Here is a 12,161-nt window from a genome sequence, read left to right on the forward strand (position 1 = left end):
CGGCGGAAAGCCGCCGGAGGCGGGGGGGAGTTGGCTGGGCGGAGAGCGCCTCGTACGTCGGGCGGCCCCGCCCCGCCGGAAATCACATGCTTCCGGAACGCGCCCGCTGCCCTACGGAAGGAGGACCGGCTTCACCACACGGCCCGCGTCGCAGTCGCGTTCGGCCTCGTTGATGTCGGCCAGCGGGTACGTGCGGATCAGCTGGTCGAAGGGGAACCGCCCGGCCTGCCACAACCCGGTCAGCCGGGGGATCAGCAGCGCCGGGACCGCGTCCCCCTCGCAGATGTGGGAGATCTTCCGGCCCCGGTCCAGGGTCCCGGGTTCGAGCGGCAGATGGGTGTGGAGCCGTGCCACCAGGCCCAGGTGGCCGGTCGGGCGCAGCGACCGGAGCGCGTCGTTGATCAACCGGGCGGAACCCGTGGTGTCCAGGGCGTACTGAGCGCCCCCGCCGGTCAGCCGCTGGACGCGGCCGGGGAGGCCGGCCGAGGCGGCGTCCAGCGGAACCGCACGGAACCGCTCGGCCTGGGCCAGCCGTTCGGGGTGCCTGTCGACCGCCACGACGAGGGCCCCGGCGGCGGTGGCCGCCATGACCGCGGCCAGGCCCACCGCCCCGGCGCCGAAGACCGCGACGGTGTCACCGGGGCCGACGCCGAAGGAGTTGAGGACGGCCCCGGCGCCGGTGAGGAAGCCGCAGCCGAGCGGGCCGAGCAGTTCGAGGGGGAGGGAGGCGTCGACGGGCACGGCGTTGCGGGCCTGGACCATCGCGTACTCGGCGAACGCGGACTGGCCGAACCACCGGGGCGCCAGCGCCTCCCCGGCCCCGTCGGTGAACCGGGCCGCGCTCTCGGCGCGTCCCCCGAAGAGGTTGAGCGCGGCGAACCGGTCGCAGTAGGCGGGGGCCCCGCCCAGGCAGCTCCGGCACCGCCCGCAGGAGTCGAAGCTCAGCACCACATGGTCACCGGGGATCAGGCCGGTGTCCGGGCCGCCCGTCTCCACCACCACCCCGGCCCCCTCGTGGCCGAGCACCGCGGGCAGCGGCGAGCGGCCCGCCGAGCGGCGGACGGAGAGATCGGTCCGGCACAGTCCGCAGCCCGCGATCCGGACCAGGACCTCGCCGTCGGCCGGCCCCGCGTCCAGGATCACCTCCTCGACGGCGAACGGGGCCTCGTAATCGCGCAGTACCGCCGCGCCGAACCTCATCGTCAGACCTCCCGGGGGCGGTGGACGACGAACGGTCTCAGGTTCCCGTACAGACCCCACGGGCCGCCCGCGACGCCGACGCCGCTCTCCTTGACACCGGCGAAGGGCTGGGCGAGGGAGAGCTCGGCGTGGTGGTTGATCCACGCCGTCCCGCACTCCAACCGGTCGGCGACCGCCTCGGCCCGGTCCAGGTCGGTCCCCCATACGGAGCCGCCGAGTCCGAAGCGGGTGGCGTTGGCCGCCTCCACGGCTTCGTCGAGGCTTCCGTACGGCAGGACCGGCAGGACCGGGCCGAACTGCTCCTCCGTCACCACCGGGCTGTCGGGCCGGACATCGGCCAGGACGGTCGGGGCGTAGAAGTAGCCCGGCCGGTCCAGCCGGTGGCCACCGGCCACGGCCCGGGCGCCGTCCGCCAGGGCCCTGGCCGTGTAGCGCTCCACCCGGGCCAGTTGGGCGGCGTTGTTGAGCGGCCCCAGCTCCGTGGCCCGGTCGAGACCGGCTCCGACGACCACGCTCTTCGCCCGCTCCGCGAGGGCCTCTACCACCCGCGAGTGGAGCCGGGCGGGGGCGTAGACGCGCTTGACCGCCATGCAGACCTGCCCGCAGTTGCGGAACGCCGCCCAGAACAGCCGGTCCGCGATCCGCTCCACGTCCACGTCGTCCAGCAGGACGGCGGCGTCGTTGCCGCCCAGCTCCAGGGTGACCCGGGCGAGGCCGGACGCCGCCCCCGCCGCGACGGACCGCCCGGCGGTGACCGAACCGGTGAAGGTCACATGGCGGATACCCGGGTGCGACGCGAGGCAGGCGCCGAGCGGTTCACGCCCGGTGACGATCGTCAGCACGCCCCTGGGGAGGGCGGCGGACAGGACGGATCCCAGCAGCCGGGTGGCCAGCGGCGTGAACGGGGAGGGCTTGAGCACCACCGTGTTGCCCGCCGCGAGCGCGGGCGCGAACTTCGCGGAGGCGAGCTGGAGCGGGAAGTTCCACGGGACGATGGCGGCGACGGGCCCGAGGGACCGCCAGCGGACCTCGCTGTGCACCGCCCGGCCGTCGGTGATCGTACGGGGCTCGGGGACGCACTCGGCGAAGTAGCGCAGGCGGGCCGCCGTGCGGGCGACCTCCGCGTACGACTCGGCCAGTGGTTTGCCCTGCTCACGGGTGAGCAGGGGAACGAGGTCCGCCCCGGCCGCCTCCACGGCGTCGGCCGACGCGAGCAGGGCGGCGGTGCGGCCGGCAGGGTCGGCCCGCCACCCCGGCCAGGCCTCGTGGGCGCGGCCGACCACCGCGTCCAGCTCCTTCGCCTGCTGGTCGGGAACCTCGTCGAAAGGCTCGCCCGTCGCCGGGTCGAAGACCGTGAAACGCTCACCGCGGGGTGCGGGACGGGGGCGGTGCGGCTGCGGCTCCACTCCGGCGGTCAGCTCGCGGCCGAGGTGGCCGCGAACTCCCGGGCATGCCGGTCCATCTCCGCCCGGAAGGCGGCCACCAGCCGCGGCTGGATCCTCCCGGTGTCGCGGTCGCCCCCTTCGCAGACCGCCCCGCGCACGCCCACGATGTCCGTTCCGATACGGGTCAGTGTGGCGAGGTCCGCCGCCTTGACGCTGCCCGCGAGTGCGGCGAGCAGACCGGCCTCGTGTGCCAGCCGCACGAACTCCGCGCAGGCCTCGGGCGGCACATGGTCGAAGAGCCGGGTCCCGTCCTTGATCGCGGTGTCGAGCATGGCCGCGTCGGATCCTGAGCGGCGGGCGATGTCGGGCAGCGCGAGCGGGTTGACGCAGCCGATCCGGTGGGCGTCCGCGTACCCCGAGGCGACGACGAACGCGTCGGGCCGGAAGTCCTTCACGGCCCGGACGACTCCCCGCATGACGTCGATGGCCTGGTCGGGCGTCGTGCATCCGTAGAGGCCGACCTTGATGTAGGTGGCGCCGGAGACAGCCGCGCCGAGCGCCGCCTGGGCCACCGTGCCGGGCTTGTACGGCACGTCTCCGACGGTGGCGGACACCGGCTTGTCCGCGGGGACCACTCCGCGGATCTCCCTGATGACCCACGGGAAGTTCGCGCCGAGTGACCCCTCGTCGGGCTTCTTGACATCGACGATGTCGAGGTGTTCCGCCGCCTTCGCACACGCGAGAGCTTCCTCGACGCCGTCAGGGGAGATGAGAAGCAGCAACGTGGATTCCTTCCACCGCGTGTTCACCCGCCGGACGGCGGGTGCGCGGAGCAGCCGGGATCTGGTGCGGTCGGCTCATCCTCGCGGTGCCACACGGGCCCCGGCAGGGCGCGAGGAATGGCACAGGGGGCACTGAGCCGACGCGCTCACGCCCCCTGTGGCGCGCCGTTCACCGTGTTCCCCCCTTGACCCGGCCCGCCGGGAGCGCATCCAGGAGCCGGACGGGCGCCCGCGAACAGGAGATCCGCCCGCTCTGTCCGCGGGCTCCTCCTCTGTAGGGTGACGCCCCTCTACGAACCGATCCTGGAGCTTCCGTGCTTGCGGTCAGAATGATCCTGTCTGTGCTGTTCTGTGCCTCCTCTCTGGTCCTGCTCACCCAACTCCATGCCCTGCGAAAGGCCAGGGCACTGGAGTCGGGAGGCGTCGGAGTCACAGGGGAGTGCGTCAACCACTACTGGCCCCAGGGCGGTTACGTGGGAGCGATCTGCGTGTACGCGGCGGGGTCCGACGAGGAGATGACGGTCCGCTCCTCCAGATACCCGACCGCCCCGGTGGAGATAGGCGACGCGGTCGAGGTGCTGTACCGCCCCGGAGACCCGAAGCGTTCCATGCTGGCTTTCGAGGTGAGGAGTCGCGTGGGTTTCGATGCCGCCCTGACCTCGGTCATGGGGGTGTTGTCGACGGGTGCGATCGTGGGACTCGTCCTCTCCGTCTGACCCCGAACGCGTGCTCCCGCGCGTGTGCCGGGGCCCGCGCGTGTGCCGGGGTGCGGCGCCCGCACTGCCCCCAGCGAGAGCGTGTGCAGCGCCGTCTCGGCGACGGCGACCACTGTTCGGGGCTGAGCGGCTCGGTGACCGGCACCCGGCCGTCCCCCCGCCGGCCCGAGCGGGGATGCCAGGGGGTCCCCGGGGCATCGGTGGGGCATACGCCGACCGACTGCTTGATCGTCCCCGGGCCGGGTAGCGAAGCGGTATGACCACTGACAAAACATCCACCGCCCCCGGCGGATACGTGCGGCCGGAGCTCGACGTCCGGGCCCTGACCGAGGTGCTCGACGGCGAGTACGCCGAGGTCCGCGACCTGGTCCGGGCCAACCTGGTGACGCACGCCCCGGTGCTCGCCGAGGCCGACGAGCTCGACATCGACACCTTCCGCGAGCGGGTACGCGAACGCGTCGTCGCGATGGCGGCCACGGGCCAGACCGGCATGGGGTTCCCGGGACGGTACGGCGGAGGCGGCGACATCGGGGCCTCCGTCGCCGCGTTCGAGACGCTCGCCTTCGGGGACCTTTCGGTGCTGGTGAAGGTCGGCGTGCAGTTCGGGCTCTTCGGGGGAGCGATCCTGCACCTGGGCACCGAACGACACCACGACGCCTACGTGCCCGACCTGATCACCGGGAAGCTGATGGGCTGCTTCGCGATGACCGAGACCGGGCACGGCTCCAACGTGCAGGCGCTCGGCACCGTCGCACGGTACGACGTCGATGCCCAGGAGTTCGTCATCACCACCGAGGGCGACCAGGCGCGCAAGGACTACATCGGCAACGCGGCCCGCCACGGGGAACTGGCGGTCGTCTTCGCCCAGCTGGAGGTGGGCGGGACCTCCGAGGGCGTGCACGCGTTCGTCGTGCCGATCCGGACCGGCGGCGAGGTGGCGCCCGGCGTCCGCATCGAGGACGACGGCCGCAAGATGGGCCTCAACGGCGTGGACAACGGGCGCATCCGGTTCGACGGTGTGCGGGTTCCTCGCGAAGCACTGCTCAACCGCTTCGCCGACGTCACCCCGGAGGGCGTCTACCGGAGCACGATCGACAACCCCGACCGCCGCTTCTTCACCATGCTCGGCACCCTGGTGCAGGGCCGGGTCAGCGTCGGCGGCGCGGGAGTCTCCACCGCCAAGGTCGCCCTCGCGGTCGCCACGAAGTACGCCCTGCGGCGCAGGCAGTTCCCGGCGGGCTCGCAGGGATCCCGGGGCGAGGAGCAGCTGCTCCTCGACTACGGACTGCACCAGCGTCGTCTGCTGCCGCTCATCGCGCGTACGTACGCGCTGCACTTCGCGCAGGACGTCGTACGCACGCAGCTGCACGAGGTCTTCTCCGGCATCGAGGACGACCCGGGGGCACGGCGTCGGCTGGAGTCACGGGCCGCCGGGACCAAGGCGCTCGGCACCTGGCACGCCACGCGGGTGATCCAGGAGTGCCGGGAGGCCTGCGGCGGCGCCGGCTATCTCAGCGTCAACCGGTTCGCCGCCCTGAAGAGCGACAGCGACGTCTTCACCACCTTCGAGGGCGACAACCACGTCCTGCTGCAACTCGTCGCCAAGGGCCTGCTCACCGACTACGCGAGCGAGTTCGAGGACCTGGACCAGCTCGGCATGGTCCGCTACGTCACCGGCCTCGCCGTCGAGACGGTCATCGAGAAGACGTCGGCCCACAAACTGCTGGAGCGCGTCCGCGACCTGCTGCCCGGGGGAGACGAGTGGGACCAGGAGGCCGGACTGCTCGACTCGGAGTACCAGCTCGCCATGGTCCGCTACCGCGAGGAGCACATGCTCGCCGGGGCCGCCCGCAGGCTCAAGCGCGGCATCGACCAGAAGCGCGACCCCGGCACCGTCTTCTCGCAGGTGCAGGACCACGTCATCGCCGTCGCCCGCGCACACGTGGAGCGGCTGGTGCTGGAGGCGTTCGTCGACCAGGTGCGCGCGCTGCCCGCGAGCGGCAACAAGGTCGCCCTGGGCCTGCTGTGCGACCTGTTCGCCCTCTCGACGATCGAGGCGGACCGCGCGTGGTTCATGGAGCACGGCCGGCTGACCGTCCAGCGGTCCAAGGCGATCACCCGTGAGGTGAACGATCTCTGCCGCAAGGTCCGGCCCCTGGCGGCCGGCCTCGTCGACGCCTGGGGCATCCCGCCCGAGATGCTGCGCGCCCCGGACCTGGTGGGGTGACCCGGGGTGCCACCGGGGTCAGCCGGTGAACAACTGGGAGGCTTTGCGGACCAGTTCGTACAGCCCGTAGGCGAGTGGAGCGCCCACCCACAGCCAGGTGAGGACGATCAGCGGTCGCCGGTCCCTCACCTCAGGCGGACTCTGCCCGCTGTCGTCGTGCACGGGGCGCTCCCTTCTCCGCCGGCTGCGCCGGCGCGGCGTCGAGGTGGTGGGACGGGTGTACCGGGCGGACCAGCTCATTGGCCACGAAGCCGACGGCGAGCAGGGCCATCATGATGAAGAGGGACGTCCCGTACAGATCCGCGCCGTGCTTCCCCGCCTCCTCCTGGCGGTCGGCGATCCAGTTCACGATCAGCGGCCCGAGGACACCGGCGGTGGACCAGGCGGTGAGCAGACGCCCGTGGATCGCGCCGACCTGATAGGTCCCGAACAGATCCTTGAGGTAGGCGGGAATCGTGGCGAAGCCGCCACCGTAGAAGGAGAGGATGACCAGCGCGCACAGGACGAACAGGGGCTTGGAGGAGCTTCCCACCAGTGCGATCAGCGCGTACATGAGGGTGCCCGCGCCGAGGTAGACGCGGTAGATGTTCTTCCGCCCGATCAGGTCGGAGGCGGAGGACCAGCCGATACGGCCGGCCATGTTGGCCGCGGACAGCAGGGCGACGAACCCGGCGGCGGCCGTCACCGACACGGGGGTGGAGGTGTCCGCGAAGAAGTCCGTGATCATCGGCGCGGCCTTCTCCAGGATGCCGATGCCGGCGGTGACGTTCATGCAGAGCACGACCCACAGCAGCCAGAACTGCGGGGTGCGCAGGGCCTGGCGTGCCGACACCTGCGGTCCGGCCGGCGTCGCGGGGCGACCGTCCGTCCGCTCCTCGACGCGCGGGCGCGGCACCCGCACCAGCGCCACGCCGAGCAGCATGAAGACGGCATAGACCAGTCCGTGGACGAGGAAGGCGAGCGCGATGCCGGAGTTGTCGCCGCCGAAGGACTCCAGCATCTGTGCCGACCAGGGCGAGGCGATCAGCGCGCCGCCGCCGAACCCCATGATGGCGATACCGGTGGCCATGCCGGGACGGTCGGGGAACCACTTGATGAGCGTCGACACGGGCGAGATGTAGCCGATGCCGAGGCCGATGCCTCCGACGAAGCCGTACCCGAGGACGATCAGCCAGAACTGGCCGGTCGCGGCGCCGAGCGCGGAGAGCAGGAAGCCGGAGGAGAAGCAGACGAGGGCGACGGTCATGGCCCATCGAGGTCCGCGGCGCTCGACGAGCGTGCCGCCGAAGGCGGCGGAGAGCCCGAGCATGACGATGCCGAGCTGGAAGGGCAGTGCGCTCTGCGTGCCGCTCAGGCCGAGCGCGTCCTCCAGCGGCGGCTTGAACACGGACCAGGCGTAGGCCTGGCCGATGGAGAGGTGGATCGAGAGGGCGGCGGGCGGCACCAGCCAGCGACTCCAGCCCACGGGGGCGATGGGGGGACTCATGGGTCCCTCACCGTAGTGAGCGGGAAACCTTTTGAGAAGGTCGTTGACAAATCCTCTCCGTGTTCGGTTCGCGCGGCGGCGAGTGCTTTTGCCGCTCGCCGGGAGGGGCGGCTACTCCCGCGACGTCGCCGCGAGCACCAGTTCCACGCAGTGCGACTCCAGCCGCTCGCGCGGCACGTCGAGCGTGCCGTGCAGCCACCCCGCGAAGAGGTTCGCCAGGCCGCCGACCAGGGCGTGCGCGGCCATGCGGCGGTCGATGTCGTCCCCGGCCCCGGAGAGCTGGCCGCCGACGAGGTCGGTGAACACGGGCATGAGCCGGTGGCTGTGGGCCCCGAGAGCCGGGTCGGCGAAGGGTTCCAGGAGCAGCAGGCGGCCTTTGCGCGGCGCGTCCAGGACCAGGGCGACGAAGGCGGACACCACGGCCCGGGCCCGGATGTCGCGCCGCGGGTCGCTGAGCGCCACGGCATCCTCCAGGGCGCCCCTGGCCTCATCGGCGACCCGCTCGAAGGCGGCGAGGAGCAGATCGTCGCGGCCGGTGAAGCTCTCGTAGAAGTAGCGGTCCGTCAGGCGCGCCTCCCGGCAGACGGATCGGACCGTGACGGCCGCGCACCCCTCCTCGCCGGCCAGGCGCTCGGCGACGTCCAGGAGGACCTGCCGTCGGGCGGCGCGACGATCGGCGAGCTTGGTCCCGCCCCAGCTCCGTTCCGCCAACTCCGGTGCCTCCGCTTCTCGTTGACCAATTGACGACAGGTGTCCGCACATTCTAACCTGACGACAGATGTCCTCAGATTGCCCTCGGTGCAACTGCCAGGACGAACCCATCCGCACACCGTCACGAACAGCGCCCTGAACAGCGCGGCCCCGCACCGGAATCCCTCAGCGGAGGTACACGTGACACCGTCAGCCCACGGCCCGGACCCCACCGACCCGCGAACGGCCGAACCTCTCGGCCCCGACACCCTCACCTGGCGCTGGTTCGGCGACTGGAGAGGCCTCCTCCTGGCCCCCTGGGCCGGATCGATGCAGAACATGCACCCCGAGCTGGGCGCGGGCGTCGCCGAGCACTCGCGCTTCTTCGAGGAGCGCTGGGAGCGACTCTTCCGCTCGCTGTATCCGATCGGGGGCGTGGTCTACGACGGCCCGCTCGCCGTCCGGACAGCGCGCGAGGTACGCGGCTACCACGCCTCGATCAGCGGGGTGGACGAGCAGGGCCGGCCGTACCACGCGCTCAACCCGGGCACGTTCTACTGGGCGCACGCCACGTTCTTCATGCTGACCGTGCAGGTGGCCGAGCGGTTCGGCGGCGGCCTCACCGAAGCGCAGCGGCGCACGCTCTTCGACGAGCACGTCCGCTGGTACGCGCTGTACGGCCTCTCGATGAAGCCCGTTCCCCGCACCTGGGAGGACTTCCAGCGGTACTGGGACCACATGTGCGCCGACGTCCTGGAGGACAACCGGCCCACACGGGACGTGCTGAACATGCGCCGCATCGCCAAGCCGCCCGTCCTGCGGCTGCTGCCGTCCCCGCTGTGGGCCTTCGCCCGTATCCCGATCGTCCGGGTGACTCTGTGGATCACGGTCGGCATGTATCCGCAGGCCGTGCGTGAACGGCTCGGACTTCGCTGGACACCCCACGACGAACGGCTGCTCGGTCTCCTGGGCCGGCTGGTTCACCACGCCTGGCAACGCGTTCCCGAGCGCCGCCGCTTCCACCCGCGCGCCCGGGCCGGCTGGGACCGCGAGCGGGGCCGCCCGGCGTCGGGCCCGGTGGAGACACCGGCCCGGAACCTGCCGCCCGAGGAGCGGCGCGGACTTCCCCAGCACTATGCGCCGAAAGCCGGCCGCCCCGGGTGAGCTGCGGCACTGCCGGCGGCAGCAGCCGTCCTGTCAGCAGTGGAGGCCGATGGGTGAGCGCCGGGGCGGACGGCTTCCCCGTGGGGCGGGTACGGCCGGGCTCCCTGATCGTCACCCGCTCTGCTCTGCCGAACCGGCCTGCGGCTAGTTTGGGTGCAGCACAGGTGAGCGGGCCCGTGGTGACAGAGAACGCACGGGGGACGGGAGGTCGGGAAGAGTGTCGCTGCGCGGAGGTGATCCGGTCGAGATCGGCGGTTATCCGCTGGAGGCGCGGCTCGGTTCGGGTGGCATGGGCACGGTCTTCCTGTCCCGTACGAGCTCGGGGCGGCCGGTCGCGATCAAGCTGATCCACCAGCAGTTCGCGGGGGACGAGGAGTTCCGCATCCGCTTCCGGCAGGAGGTGGCCGCTGCGCGACGGGTGAGCGGTGCGTTCACCGCCGCCGTGGTCGACGCCGCCCCCGAGGCCGAGCAGCCGTGGATGGCGACGACCTACATCGAGGGGCCCACGCTCACGCAGCGCATCGCCGAGGGGGGACCGCTGGACGGAGCGGAGCTGAGGCGGCTCGCCATCGGACTGGCGGAGGCGCTGCGCGACATCCACCGGGTGGGAGTCGTCCACCGCGATCTGAAGCCCTCGAACGTCGTGCTCTCGCCCGAGGGCCCACGCGTCATCGACTTCGGCATCTCGCGCGCGGTGGACCAGCAGACGCTGACCATGACCGGCCGGGTCATCGGTACGCCGCCCTTCATGTCGCCCGAGCAGTTGCAGGCGCCGCGTGGTGTGGGACCGCGGTCCGACGTCTTCTCCCTGGGGACGCTCCTGGTGTACGCGGCGACCGGCCACGGCCCCTTCGACGCGGACAGCCCCTATATGACCGCCTACCAGGTGGTGCACGAGGAACCGTCGTTGGACGCCGTTCCGGAGGCTCTGCGGGCGGTCGTGGAGCCGTGTCTGGGCAAGGAGCCCGAGGGTCGCCCCTCGGCGGACGAACTCCTCGTGCTGCTGCGGGACCTGCCCGCCGAACTCGGCGGGACCAGGGCCGGCGGTCCGGGCGAGGGCCGCACCCGCGACATGAACACGCAAGCTCACCTCGCGACGGGGGGCACCCCGGCGCGGACCGCCCCGACGGACCCCGGCACCGGAAGCACCGGTGCCCCGGTCGGCGGCCGTCTGCGCCGCCGCCTGCGGCCCGTGCTCGCGGCGGCTGTCGCGGTGGCGGCGATCGGCGGCGGAGTCGCCGCGTTGACGACGGGCGGCTTCGACGCGAGCGCAGGCGGCACGAGCCCCGGTGGCGCGGGCACGGGCCGGAGCACCGCGAGCACCGCGGTACCGGCGGGCGCGCTTCCGGACGGCTTCGAGCCGTGGCGCGCCACCGTGCCGGGCGGCCGCGAGGACATTCCCGACGAACTGCGGTGCGTCGCGCGGGGCGACGCGCTGTTCTGCGGGGGCGGCGGCGTCGTCGCGACCCGTATCAGTGCCCACGACGGGTCCCGGGTGTGGACCGCGAAGAGCCCCGGAGTCCCCGTCCAGGGCATGCACATGGTGGGCGCCACCGACGACACGGTGCTCGGCTACCGCTTCGCCGCCGAGGACGCCCCCGAGGGCCCTCGCAGCGAGGTGGTGGCCCTCGACGCCGACAGCGGCCGGGAGCTCTGGTCCGTACCGTCCGGCGCCCAGTCGACGGCCGTCACGGGCCGGACCATGGACGCCGTCGTGGTCGGTTCCGCCGTGGTGACGGTCGACGCCTCCAACTCCCGCTTCGAGGCCCGGGACGCCCACAGCGGTGAGGCGCTCTGGACGACACCGTTCCCCACCGGCACCCAGTGCGCCCCCGTCCCGCTCCGGCCGCGGCTCCTCGCGATGTGCGCGGCCGACACGGAGGTGGACGACCTCCAGGTGCGCCGTCCCACCCTGCGTACGCTCGCCCTCCCCTCCGGGACTCCGGGCAGGCCCGTCACGGTCGACGGCCCCGTCGTGCCGGTGGGCGCGGCCCGCGGCGACCTCGTCCTCCTCTCGAAGCGCTACGAGGGAACGGCGTCGGCGGGGTACGACGGAGTGGCGCGGTTCGACCCGGCCTCGCGGAAGGTCACGTACGCACGGTTCGACAAGGTGTACGCGGGCACGGCCGGCATGGCGGACGGCACCGTCTACGTGAGCGGACAGGCCGGTCTCGTGACGGCGTTCGACTCCGCGACAGGGCGTAGGAAGTGGTCGCGGCAGACGGGCGTGGAGGGTGCGTCGGGCCCCGCGGCGGGAGCCGGCGCGCTGTACTTCAGCTCGGCCACCGGCCGGGTGGTCGCCCTGTCACCGAACGGCGGCAAGCCGCTGTGGACGACGGATCCCCGGGTCGACGGTCTGACGGGCGAGCAGGACGCCAGCCCCCGCGTGACCGTCGCGGGGCGCGCGGTGTTCGTGGCCGCCGCCACGAACACCCTCTTCGCCTTCGACGGGCAGAGGCCGCCGAGGTCGGGCTGACCCCGGCGGCCTCCCGCCCGCCCCTCCCCTGTGGG

Annotated in this window: 10 protein-coding genes; 4 read left to right on the forward strand and 6 right to left on the reverse strand. The window is 72.6% G+C overall.

Going from position 1 to position 12,161, the window contains the following annotated elements; genetic code table 11:
* Positions 1–111: 111 nt before the first annotated feature.
* The 3 genes from N7925_RS32725 to N7925_RS32735 are packed head-to-tail and all read right to left on the reverse strand — an operon-like array spanning position 112 to position 3,367.
* Positions 112–1,200: an NAD(P)-dependent alcohol dehydrogenase gene (locus N7925_RS32725; protein WP_265603132.1), complete on the reverse strand. Its 1,089-nt coding sequence runs from the start codon at positions 1,198–1,200 to the stop codon at positions 112–114.
* Between the two features lie 2 nt (positions 1,201–1,202).
* On the reverse strand, positions 1,203–2,606 hold the full coding sequence (locus N7925_RS32730) for an aldehyde dehydrogenase family protein (RefSeq protein WP_274346007.1): 1,404 nt from the start codon (positions 2,604–2,606) through the stop codon (positions 1,203–1,205).
* Positions 2,607–2,614: 8 nt separating this feature from the next.
* On the reverse strand, positions 2,615–3,367 hold the full coding sequence (locus N7925_RS32735) for a (5-formylfuran-3-yl)methyl phosphate synthase (protein WP_274346008.1): 753 nt from the start codon (positions 3,365–3,367) through the stop codon (positions 2,615–2,617).
* Positions 3,368–3,696: 329 nt separating this feature from the next.
* On the opposite strand from N7925_RS32735, the gene N7925_RS32740 reads away from it, so the two are divergent.
* Positions 3,697–4,083: a DUF3592 domain-containing protein gene (locus tag N7925_RS32740; protein WP_274346009.1), complete on the forward strand. Its 387-nt coding sequence runs from the start codon at positions 3,697–3,699 to the stop codon at positions 4,081–4,083.
* A 256-nt stretch (positions 4,084–4,339) separates the two neighbouring features.
* Positions 4,340–6,310: an acyl-CoA dehydrogenase family protein gene (locus tag N7925_RS32745; RefSeq protein ID WP_265603136.1), complete on the forward strand. Its 1,971-nt coding sequence runs from the start codon at positions 4,340–4,342 to the stop codon at positions 6,308–6,310.
* 18 nt (positions 6,311–6,328) lie between these two features.
* Here the strand turns inward: N7925_RS32745 and N7925_RS36265 are convergent, their stop codons facing one another.
* From N7925_RS36265 to N7925_RS32755, 3 genes are all read right to left on the reverse strand, one after another.
* Positions 6,329–6,472 carry an MFS transporter small subunit gene (locus N7925_RS36265; protein ID WP_416222959.1) on the reverse strand — a complete coding sequence of 48 codons (144 nt, stop codon included), beginning with the start codon at positions 6,470–6,472 and terminating at the stop codon, positions 6,329–6,331.
* Positions 6,441–7,796 (reverse strand): OFA family MFS transporter, encoded by a 1,356-nt coding sequence (locus N7925_RS32750; protein ID WP_274346010.1) that lies wholly within the window; start codon positions 7,794–7,796, stop codon positions 6,441–6,443. The genes N7925_RS36265 and N7925_RS32750 overlap by 32 nt, the downstream gene beginning before the upstream one ends.
* 111 nt (positions 7,797–7,907) lie before the next feature.
* Entirely contained in the window at positions 7,908–8,507 is a 600-nt protein-coding gene (locus N7925_RS32755; RefSeq protein ID WP_274346011.1) for a TetR/AcrR family transcriptional regulator, read from the reverse strand.
* 180 nt (positions 8,508–8,687) lie between these two features.
* On the opposite strand from N7925_RS32755, the gene N7925_RS32760 reads away from it, so the two are divergent.
* Positions 8,688–9,650, forward strand: a complete 963-nt coding sequence (locus tag N7925_RS32760; RefSeq protein ID WP_274346012.1) for an oxygenase MpaB family protein — start codon at positions 8,688–8,690, stop codon at positions 9,648–9,650.
* A 217-nt stretch (positions 9,651–9,867) separates the two neighbouring features.
* Positions 9,868–12,126, forward strand: a complete 2,259-nt coding sequence (locus tag N7925_RS32765; protein WP_274346013.1) for a protein kinase domain-containing protein — start codon at positions 9,868–9,870, stop codon at positions 12,124–12,126.
* Positions 12,127–12,161 lie beyond the last annotated feature (35 nt).

The sequence above is a fragment of the Streptomyces sp. CA-278952 genome (genome assembly GCF_028747205.1).
Classification (GTDB): domain Bacteria; phylum Actinomycetota; class Actinomycetes; order Streptomycetales; family Streptomycetaceae; genus Streptomyces.

Coding starts and splice junctions, on each gene's coding strand:
- N7925_RS32725 (WP_265603132.1), bottom strand. CDS start 1,200: ATGAGGTTCGGCGCGGCGGTACTGCGCGATTACGAGGCCCCGTTCGCC.
- N7925_RS32740 (WP_274346009.1), top strand. CDS start 3,697: ATGATCCTGTCTGTGCTGTTCTGTGCCTCCTCTCTGGTCCTGCTCACC.
- N7925_RS32745 (WP_265603136.1), top strand. CDS start 4,340: ATGACCACTGACAAAACATCCACCGCCCCCGGCGGATACGTGCGGCCG.
- N7925_RS32750 (WP_274346010.1), bottom strand. CDS start 7,796: ATGAGTCCCCCCATCGCCCCCGTGGGCTGGAGTCGCTGGCTGGTGCCG.